Raw genomic sequence first — 24,127 nt, forward strand, 5'->3', positions numbered from 1 at the left:
CTCCCTGCTCTCCCTGCTCTTACGCATTATGCACCCGCTCGCCTGTCACAAATGACAGTACCGCTTTCATCCCCAACCCACACCAACCATCATTTTTATTTATTCCTTTATTTTTCATACAAATAAAAGCGAATAACCCGTTCAAATCTCCCGTTCTGCCCCCTTACTGTTAAAAGTGTCAGGTTATCAAATCGCCCTCCCACGCTTAATTTGAACTCATGGATTTATGGCAACACACAACCTAACCAAAGCACGTAAATGGAGTTAATTATGCAAAGAGATAACGCGTATCAAAATATGGTAGCCATCCTGAAATCAACCATCACGATTCCAGAGGATGTGGTGCTCACTGAAAACACGAGCCTGCGTGACGATCTGGGGATGGATTCATTGGGGTCACTGACGTTCTTAATGGAGCTTGAAGAATCCATTGACGGTTTTTCGATTAACCCTGAAAGCTTGGAAGAACGTCACTTCAGTTCTATTGGCGCAATGGTTGATTACATTGTTGAAAATGTAGAACTCGCACCGGCTGCTTAATTATGTACATTAATTATTGCCAATATTTCCCACTTGAAAAAAGGAGCCTACGACAGGAACCGCGGGATCGGTATACGACCTACTTTAAGGATTTATACCGAATTTCCGATAAGGACCTGTCGCAAGAAACCTTTTTGACGGGTGACCAATATAGCTACACCAACATCATTGATACGGTGCTTGAGAGCGATTTACCGTTTGCAGCTTATCCTGACATTTCTGATGTGGCCTTTAGCTATTGGACACCCGAGTGGGACCCAGAGTACTCCGCCTTTGCGACCTACTTCCTTTGGAAAAGCGACCTAGAGGCTGAGATCATTGATGTGTGCGATGTGGGTTCAATCGCAACCACCACGGCACTTCACATCCTTTTCAACACCGACAGTTTGGACGATTCCCGCACCAAGATATTGGTGGGCATGGAGCAAAACGCTGTGCCGCGTTACCTGCCTGATCACAACATCATGCCGGTCAGTTCCAGTGGCTCTGCGTTGTTCGTCAGCCAAGCCAACAGCGACGGTGCGCTGTTCAAACTTGAAGATTCTGTGTTCTTGAATGAAAACAAGATCTATTCGTCGAGCTTTGCGCTGGCAGAAGAAATCAAAACCCTGCTGGAGAAACACAAACTCGGCGCGGGCGATTGCACCTTGTTTCTTCACCGAAATACCGCGGCGTTTAAGCAGTTGGATTATTTGTCTGACAAGCGTGAAATCTCACCTGATTTACTGAAGAACGCACACTATTTATCGCCAGAGTATTCCGTAAATACCTTACCGAAGCTCTTGGATGAATATCAGAAAAACCCCGATTCATTCCGCAGCAGCATTTGGATCTTCATTGATGAAGATGCCGAATCGCTAAACACAACCATCAGCTTGTTGAGGCCGTTGTAATGTATCGTCTCGATTTCGAAAACAATTGCAGCATCATTGATGATCTGCAAGAAGAGCAGCTAAAAGGAACCTTGGTCTCTGTGTTTCACGGTGCGGAAAGCACCTTCGTGATGATAGATCGCCGAGGGAATGCCAACGGTCAACCCGTCAGCATGGATGCGATTGAGGCTGAAATCCTCATCGCCCTTCCCAACACTTACATCGTGAAGGTTTCAACACGTTCAGGGAGAGCCTTACCCGCCCTTGCCCTGTCTGCATTGGCATCCTCCAGCAAACAACAATTCTCTTGGGAGGGTTTCGTTCAACAATCCCTTTCTTGCTTCCACACGGAAATGTCGGTGTTTTTCCGCCACCTCGTGGCGCGTTTAAAAACCAAAAAGGTCGGCGATAACACCTTGCTAGACATTGAAAACGTGAGTATGTCTGTCACCGACTATCACCGTTTTCTTTTCCAACTCCAGTTTGCCTCGGAAACATTGCCTGATTCGCTCGTGCCTCTGTCAGAGCGCGTGCTTTTGGCTTCAAACATCATTTCGAACCTGCAAGGCGGCATTTCCATTCTTGCCGGAAGCGGCGTCGAACATCACCTGCAATATGCCCTTTTACTGAACGATTTGGAGCAATGGCGATGATCAATTTAGACAGATATGCCGCAACCTACGGCGAGAAATACGGCGAGCACATTGAGTGGCTTCGCGAAGTGGCCAGCGCGGTCGATAACTACCAAGACATTCACAGCAACACGGATTTTCGCAACGAACAATTGGACGCGCTGCTCCTGAGCAGTTTCTCCATGACGACGGAAGATCGCGTGCGCATGTTTGAACAGCTTTCTTACGGCGACCCTGGTGCGTTGCTGTTTTCCCCTGGACCAAGTCTGTCTGGCGTCATCTTGAATGAAGCCGGATCGGAAGAACAGAAAGCCCAATTCTACGATTACCTGAAAGAACATAACTGCCGCACCTTCTTTGCAGTAACAGAGCCAAGCAAAGGCAGTGATGCGGGACGCTTGGAATCTCGCTACACCGAAGGCACGCTCAGCGGCGAAAAATGGTTGATTGGCAACGGCACCAAAGGCGACATGGGCGTGGTGCTGTTCAAAACAGGGGCGAGTCCACTGGCGACACGCGCAGCTTTACTCACCAAAGAAATGATTGACGCTCCGCAAGTAGAACGCCGCTTGTTGAAGCAACATTGTTTGCGTGGTGCGCGCTTGTCTTACTTGAAATTTGATGGGCTGCCCATCCCGCAGGAACAGTTACTCGGTGAACACCTTCACCCGTGTGAACGCGGTTTGTTTTCTATGATCCGCACCTTCAACAAAATGCGCCCGTGTGTGGTCGGTCTGAGCATCGGCTATGCGCAAGCGGCGGTGGATGTGTTGCTCGATCACGGTAAAGACGCAGGCATTCCGCTTGAAGCATGCAGCCACTTCAACACCATTCTCGCCACCATTCGTGACGTGAATTTGGTGGCAGCACAAACGGCGGATAAAGAGCCTGACAACATGGCGTATTCGTCGCTGGCGAAAATCGAACTGGATGACTTGGTGAAACAAATGCGTCCGTTCTTGTTCCAGCACTTCAGCAAGCTGCAATCTGACCACTTCACTCATGTTCGCAAGTTTATGCGTGACAGCTACGCCTTTGATTTCATGGAAGGCACGCACGTTATTCAAAAGCATAACTTGGTCAACATCCTGAAGCGGAACGATTACGTGAGCCCATGGAGCGGACTATGAAAAATATCGCCTCTATCCTTTCTTCGGTTGGCCCGACCTTCTCTTCGGTTGCATCGACGCTGTCCATTTTCGCGTCGTCATCGTCCACGTTCGTCACGCAGTTGTTGGCGGTATGGATAATCAGCCAAGAAGACCAACGCGCATTGCTGATCCTGACGGTGTTTATGCCGTTCGGTTTCACCTTGTCGTCGTTATCTGACGCAATGCGGGCGGGCGCACTGCCTATCGTATCGAGCCACGAAGATGCAGGATCAGCCGAGGTTCACAGCGCGGTTGCCACCTTGTTTGGCATGGCTCTCGTGGTGTTTGGTGGGTTAGGCGCGATGGCGTGGGGGCTGATGCCCCTGCTCCAATCTTATTTCCACTTACCTATCGTCGCCTATCTCGATTTCTCTGATTTGCTGCTCGCCATGACCTTGGTGTTCCTGCCCATCACTGTCTCTTCGATTCTGACGACCTGTCTGTTTGCGAAAGAGAAAAACGCGCTCGCCACCAGCATTGTGGTTGTCGCCAACGTGTTGCAACTCAGCTTGATTTTCATCTTCGCCAAGCAAGGCCACGGCGTGATGTCTATGCCTTATGCGGCGGCATGTTCAACATTGGTTGCCATCACAATGGGGCTGACACTGTCACCCACGTTACGCCAAATTATCGCGCCTCGTGCACTGGCCTATTTCTCTGCCATGCAGGCCCAGGTTAAGCAGCTGCTGTCCATTATTGTGCCTATATTTTCCAGCTACTTACTCCTGATTGCTTGGCTGTTCTACATCACTTACATCTTGCTGCAATACAGCGATGCTGCGGCCTCTGCCTTCCCGCTTTATGCACGTATTCAGAACCTCATCATCATGTTGTCGATTGCGGTGGGTGTCAGCCAAGCGATTCGCTTCAACAAGAACTCGGCAGACTACGACTACAGCATGTTGAAAAACAGCGTGACGCAGTTTGTGAGCCAATCGATTCTGTACCAAATCCCTGTGCTACTCGCGGTGTTTATCTTCAGCGAAAACATTGCACTGTGGCTGGTTAACGAGCCATCCATTGCCGCGGAATGTGCCGAATACCTTCGCATGATTTCGCCTGCACTTTTGGTGCTCTCCACCTATGTCGGCATGACGGTATACATGGAACAAACCTTCCGCTCACGTCGCGCCTTTATCTACAACGCGCTCTACCTTGGCGGAGAAGTCGCCCTGATTGAAATGGTGCGTCCTTATTGCACCACCAGCTCTGAGCTTTATGCCTTACTTGCCGTGGCTTTCTTCGCGTCCGCTATTTTCATCCTGTTTGAAATCGGTCGCTCACGCTACGAATACCATCTCATGCAGAAAATGCAGTCTGTGACTCTTTAAAGGAATATCCCAATGAAAACGACACTTTACGATCAGTTGGTACACATCCAACAACAGCAACCGAGCAAGGTTTGTATGAGCGACGCGAAGAACGATTGGACGTTCACAGATTTGCTCGACAAAGCCAACAGCCATGCAGAAGCACTCGCAAAAGAAGGCTTAGGGCTGGGCGATCGCCTGCTGTACATCGCTGGGCGTGGCATGAACACCTTGCCGCTGCTGCTTGCCGCCAACAAACTCGGTGTGCTGTTCGCCACCATTGATGCACGTGCCGATCAGTTGAAAAACCAATCCATCATCGACCAATACGAAGCGGACATGCTGCTGATTGCGCCTGAGCATGCAGCGAAAGCCAGTTATCAGTTGAGCTACTATCGCGAGCTGGATACCTCGTTGGATGCGCCTAGTTGGATCAGAAATGACCGCGCTACTGGCGTAAACGAAACCAATGTGTCTGCGCAGCAACGCAACCGCAAACCTGTCGCCAGCGACATTGGTTTGGTGTTCTTCACGTCAGGTTCTACAGGCCGTTCTAAAGGCGTGGCACTGAGCCATTCCAACGTGTTGTTTGCAGCGCAGTCCATCATCGAGTATTTGGAAATTGATGGCGATGACGTGATTTATAACGCGCTGCCGCTGAACTTCGATTATGGCTTCTACCAAATCCTGTTCCCGCTGTTCACGGGCTGTCAGACCTTCTTGACCAATTCTTTTATGATCCCGCAGAAGAACTTGATGGAAGTGCAGAAAATCAGCGCGACCCATTTCCCTATCGTGCCGTCAATGGCGCGTTTGATTAAACAATTTGGCAGTGCCAAGCAACTGGAATCTGTCACCACCATCACCAATACCGGCGAAGCGATTCACCGCGGTGAAGTGGAATACATGCAGACCATTTTCACGAACTGCCGCTTCTTCTCAATGTACGGCTTAACCGAGTGCAAACGCACCACATGGCTGCACCCAGACGAGTACGCGAACAAACCGGACAGCGTGGGCATTGCCATTCCAGGTACACGCATCGAGATCTTGGATGAGAACAACCAACCTGTTCCCGCTGGTACCGAAGGGCAAATCGTGGTGTCTGGCCCCCATGTGATGACGGAATATTTGGATAACCCTGACGCGACCCGCAAAGCGATTTTCTTTGATGAAAATGATCGCCAGAAGAAATTGGCGACCGGCGATTTTGGCCGCATGGACAGCGACGGTTATCTCTACCTCAGCGGCCGCAAAGACGAGGTGTTCAAGATTGATGGTTTGAAATACTCCTGCAAAGAACACGAGCAGTGGATGAAATCGCAGCCTGAACTTCGCGATGCCTGCATTTTGGTGAACGCGGACACCATGGCGATCACCGCTTTCATCGTGGAAGAAGTCGGTGAATCCATGTCTGACGAATTGCTGCGCGAGCGCTTGTTGAAACGTTCTGCCTTGTCATCGCACTTACCGAAGCGCGTTGAACGCTTGGTGGACATTCCTATCAACGACAACGGCAAGCACAACAAGCAGAAGCTGAAACAAGCCCTGCTCGACGGTGACCTCGTGGAATGGCAACTGCCAGAGCCCATCACTCATGTTCAACCAAGACAGTTAGCAGAGACATTATGAACAATAAACTCGCGCTTCTTATCCCTGTTTTAACCGTGGCACTCGGTGTCTCCGTCTATTCTGTGGCGGGCGTGAAGAAAAAAGCGCCTGACACCGATATTCCCGCAGGCTTTCAAATGAAAACCGTGGAAAGCCTGTTGGTGCAGACGGAACACCGCAACAAGATCTATCAATCGGCTTGCATGATTGCCCCGCAAAACATCTACCACCTCGCGCCAAAAGTGGAAGGCGAAGTGGTGTATGTGCGCAAAGGCGGCCATCAGGTGAAGAAGGGCGAGTTATTGCTCGAGATTGAAAACGATTCGGTGCGTTACCACTACCAAGTGGCGCAAAACAACCTGCGCTTGAACGAATTGAACCTGAAACGCTATCGCTCACTTCGCGTGAAAAATTCGAAACAAGAAACCGACGAGTTACAACTGAAAGTCGATAACCTTCGCGCTGAAGTGGCGTATCAACGTTCACTGTTTGAGTCTTTCAAGTTCTACGCGCCAGAAGACGGGGTGTTCGAAACGCCGTCTGTGAAGCAATATGATCGCGTAAACCCTGGCGTGTCTGTCCTGACGTTTTACGGTAACCAAACTTTCGAGTTCACCTCAAAAATCCCGCTCCACATTTTTTCGTCTATCGCGCTACGGGATGAAATCGCCCTGCGCTCCGTCGATAACGGTGACGTGATTGCCACGGCGCAATACAGCCACCACGAGCCAGAAGACAACGGCGAATTTGTCACTTTATACGGCACGTTAAGCCCAGACGATGTGATGATGGAAAGCACGGGGACACCCGCGAATTTAGTGAACCATTCGCTGTTCGAACGCTGCACGTCCAACCTGCCGCTGCAACGGGCTGACCAAGGCATTTTCCTTGAAAACAAGTATGTGCATTTGGATTACAAAGGCTTCTATGTGTTCAAGCTTGATGGACGTCGCGTGAAGAAGAACTACGTGCAAGTCAGTTGGTATGACGACGGTGTGTTGGAGCTGGAAAGCGGTGTTTCCGAGGGCGACCGCATCGCCACCGCAGGATCATTCAAGTTACTTGATAACGAATTGGTGCGCGTGAAAAGACCGCAGCTTGCGCCTAAAACGCCGTCAATGTCTGACGCGGAGCCGACGGAACAACTGGTGGGAATGATCCGATGAAACGTGATGTGATGAGACCTGATGTGACTAAACAGGGAACGATGAAACAAGGCATAGATAACCCAGCAACCTCTTGGCTAGGACGCTATTTCGAATCGCGCATGGGCTACATCATTCTGATGTTGCTCATCACGATGTGTGGGTTGGCGGCGCTGAAATTCGTCACGCTAACGTCTTTCCCCTACTCTCGCAGCAGCACCATTTTTGTTTCCGCCCAATTTTACGATAAGCCTGCGAAGTACATTGCCACCCATGTGGCGAGCGACATTGAGGACATTTTTGCAGAGCAAGACGGGCTGGAATATACCCGCTTAACCGTGGGCAACAACTCGCTGCGCGTCACCGGGAAATTCGATAAGAGTGTCGACATTGATGCCGTCGCCCGTGATATCAGCAATCAACTCACTAACCGCCCTATGGTGCAAAACAACCTTAATGAGCTGACATCCGGCTTGGACAAAGGCGATTTCGCGCCTGACTTGGGGTATGTGTTCACCTCTAACGCGCGCTCAGATTCTTTGGTCAGCCGTTTGCTTGAAAGCGAAATCACGCCGATTCTTCGCAGCTTACCCGGCATTCAATCAGTCGCGCTGTATGGCCCAAGTGACGCGATTTACATCGACGTGGATCAAGACCGCCTAAACGCCGCAGGTCTTGCCCTCAACCAAGTGTATGACACGGTACAATCTGCGTTTACTCAGCCAGCCAGCTATTTGGTGGACGGTGAAAACTACGAGATTTACCACCACAAAGCCGTCGATAACGGCATTCAAAAAATGGCGACCTTGCGCCTTGAAGACGACGGTACGCAAGGGGTTCACGCGCTGTCGGACATTGCGACGTTTCGTGTCGCCAACGAATACACCCGCGTTAAAGCCAAGTTTAATGACAAAGACGGCGTGGTGATGTTGGCGACCTTCGATGGACGCGCAAACCCGCTTTCCGTTTCAACCGACGTGAAAACCATGATCACGGATTTCTTGGTCGGTGAGCCAGACATCAAAGCACAAGAAATCATGGACAGCACCGTGATGCTGTATGGCTCCATCAAGGAAACGCTGCTGTCGATTATTTTGTCTATCGCCGTGACCTGTTTGATCGTGTATTTCACGACACGCTCTGTGGCCTCGGCCTTTGCCATTTCTCTGTCGATTCCCCTTTCTTTGCTGTTGGCCTTTGCGTTCTATTCCGTGTCACTCGACTCCATCAACTTGATCACGATTACCGCGCTTATCATCGCCATTGGCCTCGTGGTGGACGATTCCATTGTGGTGACAGATTACTTAAACGGACACAGTGCCGCGCCAACCACAGCCCACACAAAATCTGGCAGCCAATTGATGCGATTACGCGCCATCTTGATGGTATTGGTTGCTATCACGCTGACATTGGTGGTGGTGTACTTGCCGTATATTTTCTCAAGTGCCGATTACAGTGTGGTCAGCAAAGAGTTCGGCATCGCCATTTCCATCGCCTTGCTGTGTTCTTTGTTTGTTTCCGTGCTTATCACACCCAAGTTGTTGCCGAGCGCCCGCGCTCATGTAAATCAAGTGGCAAATAACACAGCAAGCAACGCCAAAAGCGAGGCGTACCAAAACCCAGTGTTACGCGCGTATCACCAATCCCTGTGCCATTTCGCAGAAAGCCGCGTGATCCGGTCGCTGACTGCTGTGGTCATCATGGGTGTGTTAGTCGCGGGGTTCTTTTCATGGCAAAACAGCGACAGCGAAGTCGCGCCACCGGAAGACAAACGTTTGTTGTTGGTACTGAGTGAAGTCAGCCCGAATGCAACGTCATCCGACGTTCAGGCGCAAGCCAGCAAACTGACGCAACGTATTTTGGCGCTAGATTGGGTGGATTCCACCAACTATGTCACTGGCCTGCCTGACAGCAATATGATCACCCATTATGTCCGCCTGAAAGAGTCAGTCTCTGGCTCGCAAGAAAACAACGACAATCTGGCGTGGTGGGAACACGTTACCCAGCCGATTCAAAACACGCTGCAACAGTTCGTCGATAACCCGCAGAAGAATAACCTTCTGGTGGAGCAATCTGAGCGCTTGGCGTCACTGCTCGCCCAAGAAACATTGAGCCGCTCGTTTGTGATTTTGCCAACGGACATTCCAGGCGCATCGACCTTCCCTATCGACATGGCGATCATGGGCAGCGACACCGAGCAGTTGTTGGATAAGGTGGAAGCGGCATTAAGAGAAGCGCGCGCCACCGGGCTTTATGAGTTCTTGGTACACGATGCCAAATACGTGTCGAACCAATTCAACATCGACACTTTGGTGGATACAACAACCTATGGCAGCGCAGAGCGCCGTTATTTCGCCTCGCTGGTTGCGGCATTTTCTCAACCGAATTACATCGGTAAAACGCCACATGCAAACGACAATGTGAAGGTGTATCTCGGCGTCAGCCCGTCAGAGCGTCAAAGCATGGTAGACGGCACAACCACCATCGATGATTACGCCTTGTATGATGATGGCGACCGTAAAATCATGAAAAGTGCGATTCAGCATGTTGAGCCGTCTTTTGAACCGCTTAACATCAATAAAACCAACGGCCTGCCAAGTGTTCAAATTCGCGGCATTACACTGTCTGGCGTCAACAAATACGATGCCATACATACCTTGAAAGACATTCTAATGTCTAAGGGCGTTGCCGAGCACAACATTACCTTCATTGGCTCAAGCCGTTCGATTTCATCGTCAGTCACCGAGCACATGAACATTACCTTGTTCTCGCTACTGCTGATTTTCTTGCTGCTGACGGTGCTGTTTGATTCTGTGGTCGCACCGCTGATCATCGTGCTTTCCACTGTACCTGTGACCTACTTTTCGGGGTATATCGCGCTGGATTTGTTTGGTCTGTCCGACAACATTTATACACGCTTGTCGATTCTCACGGCGGTGGGTTTGTCGTCTAAACAAGCGGTGATCATGGTGTACGAAGTGATTCGTATTGCGCGTGAGCATGCAGACCCAGCCAAGCTGAAAGACGCGATCATCGAAGGTTGTTCTCAACGTTTTAATGCGGTGTTCATGACCTCGTTTTCTCTGATACTCGGCGTGCTGCCGTTGGTGTTTCAGTTCAACTTTGGTGCAGTGGCGAAATACAACATCGCGGTGGTGATTGTGTTCTGCATGACCACGTCGTTCTTCACCGTGTTGTACCTCGTGCCGCTGGTGATGATGAGCTTGCCAAAACGTGCGTACTGCACCTTGTTAGGGTATGTGAACAACAATGCGAGAAGCGCGACGAAAGAGCACAACCCCGTGCACGTATAACAGAGCGAAACGACGAAAAAAACGGCAAGCTCAGCTTGCCGTTTTAGTACCAGATCACCGTTATCTTTTCCTGCAAGAGAGACATGAGCTAGTCAATATACAACTGGGATTGCATCAACATAGATTCAATCACCATATTGCTCACTTCGCTGTCTGATTTACCGGAAATATCAAGAGAGTATGCCGCTGCCATGTCATTCACACTGGTGTTATCCAACACGATTTGTTGATCAACATTGCCATCACCTTCGCTCGAAACGCTAATCACGGCGTTGCCTGAGCCATCATCAATCACCGACAAATAGTCTTCCAGCGTTGCTTCGGTTTCATCCTGCAATAAATCGGACAAATCGAGCACATCAGACGTGAAATCGAAATCCGTAATAAGATCGATGGTAACGCCAGCTTGACCTTCCACGTCAGCATGAAGGAACTTAAAGGTATCAGCGCCCGTCGAGCCCGTTAACGTATCATCCCCTTTTCCGCCGACGATAAGATCGTCACCCAATCCGCCGTCAAGTGTATCTGCACCGCCACCACCGTAAATCGTCTCGTTCGCAGCAGTGCCGGTGAAAGATTCATCCGTCTCTACACCTGCAAATGAAATAATGGGGTCATCGACGATACTCACTGTCAGCGAGGCGTTTACCGTTTCGGAGGCATTCTCAAGGGTGTACGTGAACACCTCGGTTTCATTGCTGCCATTGCTCGCGGAGGTCAGCAGGAATTGGTATTCCCCTGCTCGATGAACGCCAAAATCTTGGGTGTATAACGAGAATTCACCATTGTCTGTGGTAACCGTGATTTGTCCGTTGCCATCGGGAGTATAATTCGAACCATCCCAATTGATGCCGGTGATTTGCGCATCGCCCGTGAGACCCAAATCATTATCAAGTACGTTGCCAACACGATCATGGAGATTCGCACCAGCTTCCGAGCCATAAACCAGGCTGGATTCATACACTGAGACCACATCGGCCACCGCCGTCATTGCGCTATCGTGACTCACCGTCAACACGGCGGTATCGCTGTCACCATCGTCATCACTGACCGTATACGTAAATACTTCATCAGCATGAGCGCCACCGCCTGTAGCTGATGAAGCAAAGCTGTAACTGCCGTCAGGGCTGATAATGAGTGTACCTACAGCAGCCACTATCGTGGTCGCGCCAGACACTGCATACGTGGTGCCACTGTAAACAACAGACGTGACTTTCATGTCTGATGAGCCGGAATCTGCCCCACCATTGTCGGTGATCACATTGCCGTAAACGGTACCCAGTTCACCCACACTGTCAGTGTCGTCATTGGCAACCACATTTTGATCCGACACATCGAGCGCCACTTTCACCCAACTGCCATCACCGACACGGTAGTAGAAGCTGTCTTCAATGTTGTTGGATGAAGAGTGGTCGAGATTCGGCGCGGTATAGGTAAAAGAACCGTCTGCATTCACGACCACGACCCCACCAAGCACAGTGGTAAACGTCACAGCCCCTGATACAGTGGTGGCGTTCGTGCCATTGCTGTCTGACGCAAGTTCAATAAATTGATTGGTGTCACCCGTATCGTTTGCCAACAAACCCGATGCAGCATTCACAACCAGTGAATTTTCTTCCGTCACGGCATAACTATCAGCAATTGCCACATAATCATCTTCAAGTGCAATACCGTAAACTTTGGATGATACGGCCCCGCCAGATGACGTGGCTTGCACAGTGACGGTGGGGTTGGGATCCGTTTCATAATCCAACTTTGTTGCGTCTTTAACCGTAACCACACCCGTGGATGCGTTGATTTCAAATGCGCCGTTGTAGTCGTCAGTTAGCGAGTAAGAAATGGTTTCAGCGGATGACGACACGCGAGTTGCCGTTGTTGTGCCGCCGTTGGTCGTTACCCCATAACCCAAGGTGATGGTTTGTCCATTGTATGTCGCTGTGCCTGTGAGCAGATCGCCTTGCGCAAAAGACACCACCGTATTGCTGGGGTCTGCGGGGTTCATCGGCGTATTCACTGCATTGGTCGCGGTGCTTGTATATATCAACGACCCATTGAGATACGTTCTAAGCACCGTGCCTTGTGGCAGCCCAGACACATACAGCCCTCGAAGGTCAGTGTTTACAGAACCCACAGCAGAATACGATCGGTTGTGGATCAAGTTTGCAAACGATTCGCTGGCGGCGTAAACGGTTATGCCTACCGTCGAGCCATTTGCGGCACTTTCACCCACCACATTATATTCCGCACTGTTAAAGTTAGTGATGCTTGAGATGTCATCGCCATCCGTTTCTGCCGTCACTGCGATAGCGTAGGTTTGAGCCATTGTGCTCCCATCAGAAGACGTTGCGGTAACCTCGATGTTCACACTCGGGGTGGTGGATGCATCAAGCAAGGTATGATCGCTGACGGTAACTCTGCCGGTTGACGCATTAATGGCGAACGCGCCGCCATAGCTGTCGGTCAGGCTATATGTCACGCTATCTCCCGTGCCATCGACACTCACCGCCGTCAGGTTGATGTATTTTCCATTGCTTGCGTCACCCGTCATGTTCTGTGCGCTATCAGCATCAGATATTGCCCCCGCGCCACCGTCAATCACATCGATTTCGAAACCGAGATTCGACGAGGAACCGTCACTGGATGTCGCCACCACATTGATGCTTTGAGAAGACCCTGCCAATCCACTCAAGTCCGCGGCCACCGTCACCACACCCGTGCTGCTATCAATCGTAAACAAGCCACTGGCATCATCAGAAAGCGAATAGACAATGTTATCGCCATCGGCATCGACCGCAGACACATCAATGCCAATGGTTGTGCCTATCGCGGCAACATCCGAAATTTGGTCCATATCGGTGTCTGTATCAGTAATGGCGCCAACACTGGCATCCGTATCACCGGTCAACGCATCCACATTGGCCACGTTGATCGTATAGGTCTGCGTCGTGGTGCTGCCATCTGTCGAGCGAGCCTGCACAATAATGGCGTGACTTGTCGCTGTTTCGTAATCTAAATTGCCAGCAACGGTCACCACACCGGTCGTGCCATTGATCAGAAATTTACCGCCCGCGTTGTCTAGCAAGCTATAGGTCACTGAATCAGAGGCATCACCATCGGTTGCTTGCACAGTAATACCTACCGAGCTACCCATCGTGGCATTCTCCGACACAACACTGCTTGATCCGTCGGTATCTGCAATTGCAGTCACGGCAAACTCAGAGGTGTCATCACTCAATCCTATCGTGACGTTCTTACTTGATGTCGAACCATCAGTGGATGTGGCGAGCACCGTAATGGCGTGTGATGACGCGGTTTCATAGTCCAATGCTCCCGCAACGGTGACCTCTCCCGTGCTGGGATTAATGGTGAACAAACCGCCCGCATCGTCCGTTAAGGAATAAGAAACGCTGTCTGTGCCGTCGGCATCTTCTGAGTTAAATATCACGCCAACGGAAGTGCCAATCGCTGCACTCTCAGAGACCACGTCCGCGTCAGTATCTGAATCGGTCAATGCGCTCGCACTGAATTCTGAGGTGTCATCAGTGAGGGCAATATTGTAGGTTTGATTCGATGTTGTTCCGTCTGTCGAGGTCGCGACAACAGTAATGTTGTGGTTGGTTGCCGTTTCATAATCCAAAGCACTCGCGACGGTAACAACACCGGTGACTGCATCGATCGCGAACAAACCGCCCGCATTGTCGGACAAGCTATAACTGATGGAATCCGAGCCATCATCATCGGTCGCTTGCAGTGTTATACCGACGGTTGACCCTAGTGCTGCGCTTTCATTGACGGTATTCGTCCCGGATTCGATATCAGTCAATCCGGATATATTAAATTCAGTATTGTCATCAGTGATGGCAATACTGAACGTTTGCGTTGTCGAACTGCCATCCGTCGACACCGCGAGCACTTCTATCGTTTGAGATTGTGCGTTCTCAAAATCCAGCAAACTGCTGTCTGCAACGGTCACTTCACCCGTGTCTTTGTCTATGGTGAAAGCACCATTGGCGTCATCGACTAGCGAGTACGTGATCGTGTCGCCATCTTCATCGATGGCAGAAACAATCAATCCCGTAGATACCCCATTACTGATGCTTTCACCGACTTCACCTTGAACCCCATCAGTGGCGGAGATGTTTGTGATCGCATGGTCCATGTCTCCTTGTTCAGGAGAGCTGTTCGCAATAACAATTGTAAATTCTTGAGTTGTGGATTGGTTGTTGGCAGATGTCCCCATGACTTCAATGGTGTGTTCCGATGCGACCTCAAAGTCTAAGTTCCCAGCGACTGTCACCACACCAGTGCCAGGGTCGATAGCAAAGAGCCCACCCGCATCATTGCTTAGCGAATAAGTGACGTCGCCGTGTCCATCAGCAAACGCCTTGGCGACGGAAACGCCCACCAAATCTCCAATTTGAGCATTCTCGTTGAGGTGATTATTTGCGTCATCATTGTCAATGAGCTCTCCCACAGGAAGGAATCGAGAGACCACAGAACGCTGAGATTCAGATAAGGGGGTAGATATCCCGAGCGTGTCGAACCCTGCCATCTCAGAGAGAGGCACCCCTCTTTTAAGGGCACTTAGGATCACAAACATCGGCACATGCGTATGATCATGCACGTCTTGGCCAGCACTCGGTTCCAGCGTTATAAATTTTTCTTGGTTTAACTGGGACACGAGAGAAGGGAAACTAGAACTGGGGCGCATTTCTGAGAGGACTAACTCTAGCTCTTCGGCAGGCACGGAGTCGAGTAACACCGAAGGGCCAGACTGTGTAATCAAAATCACTGAGGCTATCTTGCCTCCAAGCTGTGCTGCCGCCTCACCCAAGAGTGGAGCGCCGTCACTATCCTGAATCGCGACAATAAGGTCACCGACTTTGGCGACTCCTGTCCCATCGGAAAAATGCGTTTCCCCTTCCTTAGAGACGATGATCATTCTCTAACCTCTCTTTCGCACAGCAATAAGCGTTGCCACTAAATGCGTTCCGAGCATCAATAATATGATACTTGAGGCATAACTAATGACATCTTTAACAATAGTTCATTTGTTGCATATCTGGCGTATTGAGGGAGGCATTGACGTGAAAAAGCAGAGAGTGGTTTCGCATTGATAACAAAGTCATTATTTTAGAATTGCTTATGGAAGTTAGTCGTTTAAGAGAGATTCGACAAACCTTGTGGCTGAACTATGCTTTATGCATGAATTTTCATACATATAGAGTCTATGGTTAATCGTCGAACGTTGCTTATCGGGTGTCTGTCTATCGTCATCGCAATAGGTGTAGGTAGTATCTTTTTGCCTGTCCATTCGCTTATAGACGAACAAAGTCATGACTCACACAGCCACGGAGCAAAAGGTGACGAAGACTCCCGACATCAAAACGCCCTCGTTTTCCCTATTCCGTCCCCTTCTGATTATGATCTGCCCTTAATCAGGGCTGGCTGGACACTTTTTAGAGACAAAGGCCTCTCGTCAAACAACAGTGTGAGCTGTGAAAGTTGTCATAACCTACAAACAAACGGCGCTGAAATCACGCCCGTCTCTGTTGGCGTGGGTGGCGCAGGCTCACGAAATGCATTGACGGTTTTCAATGCCGCGCTGAACTACCGATTCTTTTGGGATGGAAGAACAAATAGCCTGAAGAAACAAATGGACGGCCCTGTCCATGCGCCGTTAGAAATGGCGTCGTCGTGGGCACTCATTGTGGCATATGTTGCCTCTAAGCCTGAATACGAAACCCTGTTTGAAGATGCAGACATTCTGCCTATCAGTGCAGCGTCGATTCAGTATGCGCTTGTTGCCTTTCAAGAATCACTCCTAACACCAAATGCGCCTTTCGATCGGTATCTTAACGGTGACCAATACGCCATAAACTACCCGGCCAAACAAGGTTGGATGGCATTTCAACGCTTGGGGTGCATCAATTGCCATCAAGGGCAAAACATCGGTGGAAGTTTGATGCAACGTTTTGGCTACTACGGCAACGACACTCGAGACAAAACACAAGCCAAGAACATAGATATGGGGCGATTCCAGGTGACAGAAAATGACGCAGACAAATACCTGTTTCGCGTTGCCAGTTTGAGAAATGTTGCCGAAACGCCGCCCTATTTTCATGACGGCAGAACGAACAGCCTAGAAGAAGCCATCAAGATCATGGCGAACATCCAAATAGGACAATCCTTAGAACAATCAGTGATAAGCGATTTATCTGCATTCCTTCACGCACTGAGTGCGCCAAGGCCGCAGATTCTGGAGATATTAGAACGTGAATAAATTCCCTAACCTCCGATATGTTTTTCTCTTCATCTCTGCTGTGTTGCTGTTAATGGCCGGCAACGGTTACGCCGTTAAAAATCAGCTGACGCGCCTCAACATCGAAGTGACATCCCTAGGCCATGAAATTCTGTATCTAAGGGATGAAGCTATCGCATTCAATTCAGGGCATACCGTAACGCCCTACATCATCACCCTTGGCGTAGTAAACACGGAAAGAGCGTTAGAGCGCTTTGTGGCAGAAGCACACACAACCCATGTCGATATTTTTGATAAAAACACACAGCATATCGACGATGCCCTTGATGATTTTGCCAAAGAATTTCAGCACCTCACACAATCCATCGACAACCTTATCGCATTAATCATTACCCGAAACGGTGCGCTACACACCCTTTCAAATCTCGATACCTCGTCAAATACGTTACCCGCAGAAGTAGCGGCTAATTTGCGTTTTTCGAACGCAGAAAACGCAATGTTTATTGAACGATATACTTCATTGAACAATGAAATCTCGCAACTGATCAATGACATGGTGCTCGGTCATCGAGGGGAGTTTGTAGAGACAACAGAGAATGCACTAAAAGAATTAGAGTTTCGAACATTCCAAACATCTGTGGTGTTATTCAGCCTTTCACTCCTCAGCCTGATTGGTTTCATTCTCTTAGCATCATGGCGACGCGTTGACACGTTAAGTGAATTGAACCTCAAACTGACTGAAATGACGGAAAATGCAGAACGTGCGAATCAAGCCAAATCACTTTTCTTGGCCACCATGAGTCATGAGTTAAGAACCCCCATGAACGGTGTACTCGGCATGGCACAGCTCATTGCGGATGAAACACAGGAAGTGACGACGAAGAAAAACATTCAGATCATCAACGATTCCGGCGAGCACTTGATGACCATTCTCAATGATATTTTGGATTTTTCTAAAGTTGAGCAAGGGCTTATCGAACTTGAACGCCATCCTTTCAAATTCAACCAACTCATTCACCCTGTGACCAATGCGTTACGCCCGATTGCCGACGAAAAAGACATCTCATTCGAGGTAGAAAACAACATCCCCGATGACATCACCTTTGCGGGTGACAGTTCCCGTTTACGCCAAGTGCTTTTTAACCTCGTTGGCAATGCCATCAAATTTACCAATAAAGGCAGCGTGAAAATCATCTGCGATTACAAGTTAAGCGAAAAACAATTGGGGATTTGGATACAAGACACAGGGGTGGGTATTTCGAAGGACAAGCTCGCTGATATTTTCGAACCTTTCCGTCAGGCCGAGGCGTCAACCACACGCAAATTTGGGGGGACAGGGCTGGGTTTGTCGATCGTGAAAAATATCGTCGACACGATGAAAGGCGCGATCAGCGTGGTCAGTGATGAAGGCAAAGGTAGCACCTTCGTGATCACCGTGCCCGTGGATATCATTGACGAATATGCGGAAGAAATCGAGATACAAACAGCCAGACCTCTGGCTCCCCTCATTGAATCGCTTGATATCCTTATCACTGATGACAACGCGGTGAATGCCATGGTCGCCAAGCGTTTGTGTGAACAAATGGGGCATTGTGTTGATATTGCTGTAGACGGGCAAAAATCCATCGAAGCACTTGAAGCGAAACCCTATGATCTCATTCTAATGGATAAACACATGCCAGAACTCGACGGCATTGGTGCCATTCATTTTATTCGTCAGAAAATGCACTCTCCCGTCATCATTTTTGCCTGCACTGCCGATGTATTTCGAGAAGCACACGACGAGTTTCTGAACATTGGCGCAAACCATGTCCTTACAAAGCCTCTCCAAAAAAGCAGCATAGAAAGTGCAATTCAGCGCTTTATGAATGACTTCGAACGCCTGCGAAATGCTCGCAACATTGCCACACAAGGTGCCGAGACCTCAAATGTCGTTTGCTTGTCGAGGATGCCCAAAAGCGCCCTCCCCATGACAGAGGAAGAATTGTCGTCTAGCTCAACGTTGGCAGCCTTCGATGACGATAAAGAAGAACAGCGCTGCTTGATGATGCTTATGGTGCAGGAGTTTGAAAAAGCCTCTGATAACCTCATTGCCGCTTTCAGCAATGGCGATCTTGATTTGCTCTTCAATACGTTACACGTGGTGAAAGGCACGGCATGGGAATTGGACATGCCCAATCTTGCAAAGATCGCGCAGGAGAACGAAGAAAAAGCGAAAATGAACATCGCACCAGAATCGACAACCTTGCAGAAAATCCTAAACCTGATGTCGGTAAATATTCATCAAGCAAATCGCTGCTTCGATTCACTCTCTTCGGACAGCGACGTTAAACGCGACGCATAGCCGGTAGCCGTGAACACCCTTGCTACCGGGCTTCATCGCGAAGCGCGCAGAGCCGTATCAATCCTAAAAAAGGTAGGCCGATCCTGCTTTAAGGGCACTCTCGTCCGCCTCATCACCATTGAGGCCAGTGGCCGCAGAATTTTCTTCATGCGCACCCACCGCCAAGGCAGTGCCGTCTTCAGACAGTGAAACAGCATAGCCGAAGAAATCACTCGCACCCGTGTTCGACGCCTTGATATAAACGGTCTGTGTCCAGATGCCTGCGTTTTGTTGGTACACATACACCGCGCCTGTATCAACAGCATTATCGTTCGTACCGTCACCATTGATGCCTGTGGCATCAGAGTCCTCCTCGTACGCCCCTACCGCTAGGGTGCTTCCGTCCGCAGACAGAGAAACAACATGACCAAAATAGTCTTCCGAATCCGTGTTTGATGCCTTGATGTAAGCCATCTGCGCCCACGCGCTTGCGGTATAGTGATACACATACACAGCCCCGGATTTAAGTGCACTATTACTCAACTGGTCACCATTGATGCCCGTTGCAGCGGAATCCTCCCTGAACGCACCGACAGCCAAGATGTTACCGTCCTCTGATAGGGAAACGACGTTCCCGAATAAGTCCACCGTCCCCGGGTTCGATGCTTTGATGTAGGCTTCTTGTGCCCAAACACCCCCGTTCTTGCGGTACACATACACAGCGCCTGAATCCGATTCACCATTGCTAGTTTGGTCTCCATTGATCCCCGAGGTAGCAGAGTCCTCTCTGTAGGCACTTACTGCCAAAGTGTTACCATCTGCAGACAGAGAAACGGCATTGCCGAAAAAATCATTTCCCCCTGTGTTGGATGCTTTGATGTAAGCCTCGTACGCCCATGCGCCCGCGCTTTGGCGGTACACATACGCGGCCCCAGAGTCACCTCTAGCATTGTTCGCAGGGTCGCCGTTGGTGCCGGTGGAAGAAGAATCTTCTCTATATGCACCTACCGCCAAGGTGGTTCCATCCGAAGACAGTGCAACGGCATAGCCGAAAAGGTCGTTCACCCCTGTACTCGGTGATTTGATATAAGCAGTCTGCGCCCAAGTGCCCGCGTCATTACGATACACATACACCGCCCCTGCATCACCTCTACTGTTGTTTGTCTGGTCGCCGTCAATACCCGTGGAGGAAGAATCCTCTCCGTAAGCGCCCACCGCCAGAGTAGTGCCGTCCGAGGAGATAGAAATGGCAAAGCCAAAAAAGTCATCTGCACCCGTGTTTGATGCTTTGATGTAGGCCGTCTGCGCCCAAACACCCGCATTATGGCGGTAAACGTACACCGCCCCCGATCCAAGTGCATCATCGTTTGTCTGGTCGCCATTAACACCCGTGGCATCAGAGTCTTCTCCATACGCACCGACAGCCAAAGTGCTACCATCAGCAGACAGAGAAACTGCACGGCCGAAAAGATCATCAGCGTTAGTGTTCGATGCTTTGAAATAGGTAACAAGGGCCGTGATATCAGCAGAGGATAGCGCTTGCTCATTGGATGACGCGACGCCACCTTCATTGACCGCAAGCACAAAAAACGCTGACAGGTGGTCTCTTAGTCCACCCAAAGACAGGGTTAAAGACGTGTCGGTCGTACCCCCAATAGCGTCACACTTATTTAGCAGGGTGTCATTTCGACGACACACTGTGTAGCTCGACGCTCCCTCTGAGACATCCCAATTAAACGTCACCGGAACAGCACCTACTCCAGAAGTGCTGGTCAACGTCAATGGCAGCAAATTCAGTGCGGATGGTGCTGGTGGTGGCTCTGTTGACGCCGCTACACCATCAGATTGAGTATCACCGCCCTCCCCCAAATAACAGCCACCCAGAGTGAGAGCACACACGCTGATCCCTATTAACATCCCAACACGCACACGCCGCAAACCTGATATCACCATCCCTGACGTCCTTCGTACACCTTACGCATGGTTGGTGCTCCCCCAACAAAAAGCTAAAACGAAAAAGGAAGACCCACCTGATATCACCGTTATGGCAGACGCCAAAAACGGGCGATGAGTATTCAAATGTTACGCACCACATCAATAATGAGACTAGATAATGTGTTGTTTAGGCGCAAATTTCTGCTTGGCAGACAGAGACCGCAGTCATCATCTTCAACATAGCTCGTGTGAACGCACGTTTGGCTTACCTCTTTGGTTTGAGGTGATTCTTTGAAAGGGGAAAATACCGATTTAACGCCGAGGGCTTTTCCAATACGAATGTGGCGGAGAAGTTAGGGGTTATTCGATAATGTCGCTCGGCAGAGCCACATTAGAGCTCAGTCTTCACCTATCTGAATTGAAGTACTTATCGGGTGCCTGTCCCTAACAATCGTCATTGAGCCTGCCCAAACAGAGGAAAATACATTGTCTGTTGCCTAGGTGTCATCGAAATAGATAGGGGAAAACACGTTAGTGCATACGCTAAAAGTGGGGTATATCTTCATAGACATGACAATGATTGATGTAAGGGTTAATAAAGAATAAAATCACACCACAAATCTAGAATAAATACATAAACTTAAGCAGAAAAATCCCATGAAGAAGCCTAACCTGACGTCCAATGATATAGCCAAACATCTAGGCGTTTCCCAATCGATGGTATCTCGAGCCTTTAACCCTAAGGCCAGTATCAGCGATGAAAAGCGTACTTATATTTTGGAAGGTGCTGCAACGTTGGGCTACAAACCTAATGCACTAGCTCGCAGTCTGATTTCCAATCGTTCCGGTTTGATTGCGATCGCATTGGACAGCAGTGCCAACCCAATGTACGACTTGCAAGCACGTATATTGGCTTCAGAAATACAGGCGAACGGTGGGCAAGCCATTCTCTGCCCTATCTCAAACGGCGACCTCGATTCCGCCATTCAAAGAGCATTTGAGTATCAAGTCGATGGGTTGATTATTGCGACCAGTCGTTTGAGCAGTAATGTTATTGAACAATGCGAACAATATGGCGTTTGCTTAAGTTTTATTAACCGATACATAGATGGCTTCCGAGCCAACAGTGTCGGCCTCGATAATGATGATGCAGGCAACCAAGCCGCAGACTACTTTTTCAAAAAAGGCTGTTCGTCATTTGCATTTGTAGGTAGCGAAGGCGGGTCAATGACCTGTGAGCTGCGTTGGAACGCATTTCATCGCAGAACGATTGAGTTGGGTTTAGCCGAACCGATGAGAATATCCGCATCATTTGATATCGACTCAGGGATGCAAGCCGCTGAACAATTGATAAACAGTACGCTTAAGGTTGACGCCGTTTTTTGTGCAAACGACATTATTGGTATTGGCTTTATCGAAGGTCTGAAAGTGCATAATCAAGGGGGATATAAAATTATCGGTGTCGATGATATTCCTATGGCTTCTTGGCCTTCTTACCAACTGTCCACGATAAAACCACCTACTGAAATCATTTGTAAGTCTGCCGTCGAAGATCTGTTCGGCCGTATTAACGGCAACAACGAACGAACGGGTCACTACATATTGTTTAAAGGCACCTTAGTTGAGCGCGCATCTTAACAGTTCACCATCATCCATTCCCCCAGGGTAGTCAGCATCGTTTAGTCTTTCTCTTTTTTCTCTTTTTTCTCTTTTTTCTCATTTGACTCGGCTACCCATCTATTTATGACACTAGATAAAGCCAGTCGAATTAGAGTAACAGATTTACAACATAGCATTCACATGCACCCCTTTCTGATAAAGTTGCGTATGTTTTCCCAACACGGTTAATCCACCGACCTCCCCTACCCAATACTCAAAAATATCGCATCAACCCAACTATTAAGTGATAAATGTCGCACTACTACGGCATGTGATGCCGGAAATCATGCAATTCTGATTTATGTCAATAAACGACAAAATGCGATCGTCTAGATTTCATTGAATACGTATGCATGGAAGCACCACTGAAAATGAACTTATGTAACAACCCCTCAAATAACAAACAGCATGGAAATGTGTTCAATATTCAGTTGTTTACTATCGATGATGGCCCTGGCATTCGTACCGAGTTGTTCTTAAAAGGCTGCCCGCTTCGCTGCAAGTGGTGCGGAAACCCAGAAAGTTTTAAACACTATATTCAACCCGGCATTTATGAGACCAAGTGCATTGGTAAAGATAAGTGTGGCGCCTGCATCGATGTTTGCCCTGACAGCAGCATGCTGACGTTTGTCGACGAGAAGCTGGCTAAAATTGACAGCAGTAAATGTACAAACTGCATGAAGTGCCATAATGCCTGCCCCTCTGACGCAATAAAGAAATGGGGCAACACTATGTCTATCGACGAATGCATGAAAGTGATTCGTAAAGACAAAGGGTTTTACCTGCGTTCTGGCGGCGGTGTGACAGTATCTGGCGGTGATCCCATCGGACAAGCGGATTTTGTCGCGCAGCTATTTAAAACCTGCCAAGCAGAAGAGATCCATACCTGTCTGGAGTCCAGCTTCTATGGCAAATGGGCTCAACTCGAAAAAATACTGCCTCATACTGATTTAGTTATCTCTGATATTAAACACATGGATACGGATGTGCATAAATCCTATACCGGTGTTTATAACGAAAGAATTTTAGAGAACCTAACGAAACTAGCGCACAAAAACATTGAGTTTATTTTGAGAATCCCCGTCATTCCAAATGTGAATGATGATGAGAAAAACATCCAAGCCACCGCAGACTTTATTGTTAATAAGTTAAATAACAAAGTCAGGACGCTTCAACTATTGAGCTTCATGCGCCTAGGTGAGGAAAAATATCGGTCATTGGGTTTGCCCTATCAAATGGAAGATGTTTTTTTTGAAAGAAATGAGTTCCAACAAAAGATAAATAACATCGCAGATTATTTCAACAGCAGAGGTATTCATTGTGTTGTTGGGACAAGAGAGAAATAGCCTTCACATCATAATGTATATAGCAGA

Annotated in this window: 14 protein-coding genes; 12 read left to right on the forward strand and 2 right to left on the reverse strand. The window is 49.0% G+C overall.

The genetic code is table 11. From position 1 onward, the window contains the following. Nucleotides 1-270 precede the first annotated feature (270 nt). The 8 genes from BCT27_RS08085 to BCT27_RS08120 all read left to right on the forward strand — a co-directional run bounded on the left by BCT27_RS08085 (nt 271) and on the right by BCT27_RS08120 (nt 10,575). Nucleotides 271-540, forward strand: coding sequence for an acyl carrier protein (locus tag BCT27_RS08085; protein ID WP_017009302.1), 270 nt, complete (start codon nt 271-273; stop codon nt 538-540). Nucleotides 541-674: 134 nt separating this feature from the next. Continuing rightward, on the forward strand, nt 675-1,433 hold the full coding sequence (locus BCT27_RS08090; RefSeq protein WP_102395515.1) for a hypothetical protein: 759 nt from the start codon (nt 675-677) through the stop codon (nt 1,431-1,433). Next, on the forward strand, nt 1,433-2,065 hold the full coding sequence (locus BCT27_RS08095; protein ID WP_102395516.1) for a hypothetical protein: 633 nt from the start codon (nt 1,433-1,435) through the stop codon (nt 2,063-2,065). Before BCT27_RS08090 ends, BCT27_RS08095 begins: the two co-directional genes overlap by 1 nt. Next, nucleotides 2,062-3,174: an acyl-CoA dehydrogenase family protein gene (locus BCT27_RS08100; RefSeq protein ID WP_102395665.1), complete on the forward strand. Its 1,113-nt coding sequence runs from the start codon at nt 2,062-2,064 to the stop codon at nt 3,172-3,174. The genes BCT27_RS08095 and BCT27_RS08100 overlap by 4 nt, the downstream gene beginning before the upstream one ends. Next, entirely contained in the window at nt 3,171-4,526 is a 1,356-nt protein-coding gene (locus BCT27_RS08105) for an MATE family efflux transporter (RefSeq protein ID WP_102395517.1), read from the forward strand. The genes BCT27_RS08100 and BCT27_RS08105 overlap by 4 nt, the downstream gene beginning before the upstream one ends. A gap of 12 nt (nt 4,527-4,538) precedes the next feature. Further along, nucleotides 4,539-6,137, forward strand: coding sequence for a class I adenylate-forming enzyme family protein (locus BCT27_RS08110; RefSeq protein ID WP_102395518.1), 1,599 nt, complete (start codon nt 4,539-4,541; stop codon nt 6,135-6,137). Next, nucleotides 6,134-7,282, forward strand: coding sequence for an efflux RND transporter periplasmic adaptor subunit (locus tag BCT27_RS08115; protein WP_102395519.1), 1,149 nt, complete (start codon nt 6,134-6,136; stop codon nt 7,280-7,282). The genes BCT27_RS08110 and BCT27_RS08115 overlap by 4 nt, the downstream gene beginning before the upstream one ends. A gap of 41 nt (nt 7,283-7,323) precedes the next feature. Then, entirely contained in the window at nt 7,324-10,575 is a 3,252-nt protein-coding gene (locus tag BCT27_RS08120; protein WP_241908532.1) for an efflux RND transporter permease subunit, read from the forward strand. Nucleotides 10,576-10,663: 88 nt separating this feature from the next. Here BCT27_RS08120 and BCT27_RS08125 read toward each other — a convergent pair whose 3' ends face one another. Beyond that, nucleotides 10,664-15,517 carry a beta strand repeat-containing protein gene (locus BCT27_RS08125; RefSeq protein ID WP_102395521.1) on the reverse strand — a complete coding sequence of 1,618 codons (4,854 nt, stop codon included), beginning with the start codon at nt 15,515-15,517 and terminating at the stop codon, nt 10,664-10,666. Nucleotides 15,518-15,805: 288 nt separating this feature from the next. On the opposite strand from BCT27_RS08125, the gene BCT27_RS08130 reads away from it, so the two are divergent. Both BCT27_RS08130 and BCT27_RS08135 read left to right on the forward strand, forming a co-directional pair. Continuing rightward, entirely contained in the window at nt 15,806-16,858 is a 1,053-nt protein-coding gene (locus BCT27_RS08130; RefSeq protein ID WP_102395522.1) for a cytochrome-c peroxidase, read from the forward strand. Beyond that, complete coding sequence (locus BCT27_RS08135) at nt 16,851-19,181, forward strand: ATP-binding protein (protein WP_102395523.1); 2,331 nt, start codon at nt 16,851-16,853, stop codon at nt 19,179-19,181. The genes BCT27_RS08130 and BCT27_RS08135 overlap by 8 nt, the downstream gene beginning before the upstream one ends. 63 nt (nt 19,182-19,244) lie before the next feature. On the opposite strand, the gene BCT27_RS08140 is transcribed toward BCT27_RS08135, so the two are convergent. Next, nucleotides 19,245-21,059, reverse strand: a complete 1,815-nt coding sequence (locus BCT27_RS08140) for a hypothetical protein (RefSeq protein ID WP_198597529.1) — start codon at nt 21,057-21,059, stop codon at nt 19,245-19,247. A gap of 693 nt (nt 21,060-21,752) precedes the next feature. On the opposite strand from BCT27_RS08140, the gene BCT27_RS08145 reads away from it, so the two are divergent. Further along, complete coding sequence (locus BCT27_RS08145) at nt 21,753-22,733, forward strand: LacI family DNA-binding transcriptional regulator (protein WP_102395525.1); 981 nt, start codon at nt 21,753-21,755, stop codon at nt 22,731-22,733. A 374-nt stretch (nt 22,734-23,107) separates the two neighbouring features. Then, the gene (gene hpfH / locus BCT27_RS08150; RefSeq protein ID WP_241908533.1) at nt 23,108-24,100 is read left to right on the forward strand and encodes a (2S)-3-sulfopropanediol dehydratase activating enzyme; all 993 of its coding nucleotides are present in this window, start codon (nt 23,108-23,110) and stop codon (nt 24,098-24,100) included. Nucleotides 24,101-24,127 lie beyond the last annotated feature (27 nt).

Source organism: Enterovibrio norvegicus, assembly GCF_002876705.1.
Taxonomy (GTDB): domain Bacteria; phylum Pseudomonadota; class Gammaproteobacteria; order Enterobacterales; family Vibrionaceae; genus Enterovibrio; species Enterovibrio norvegicus_B.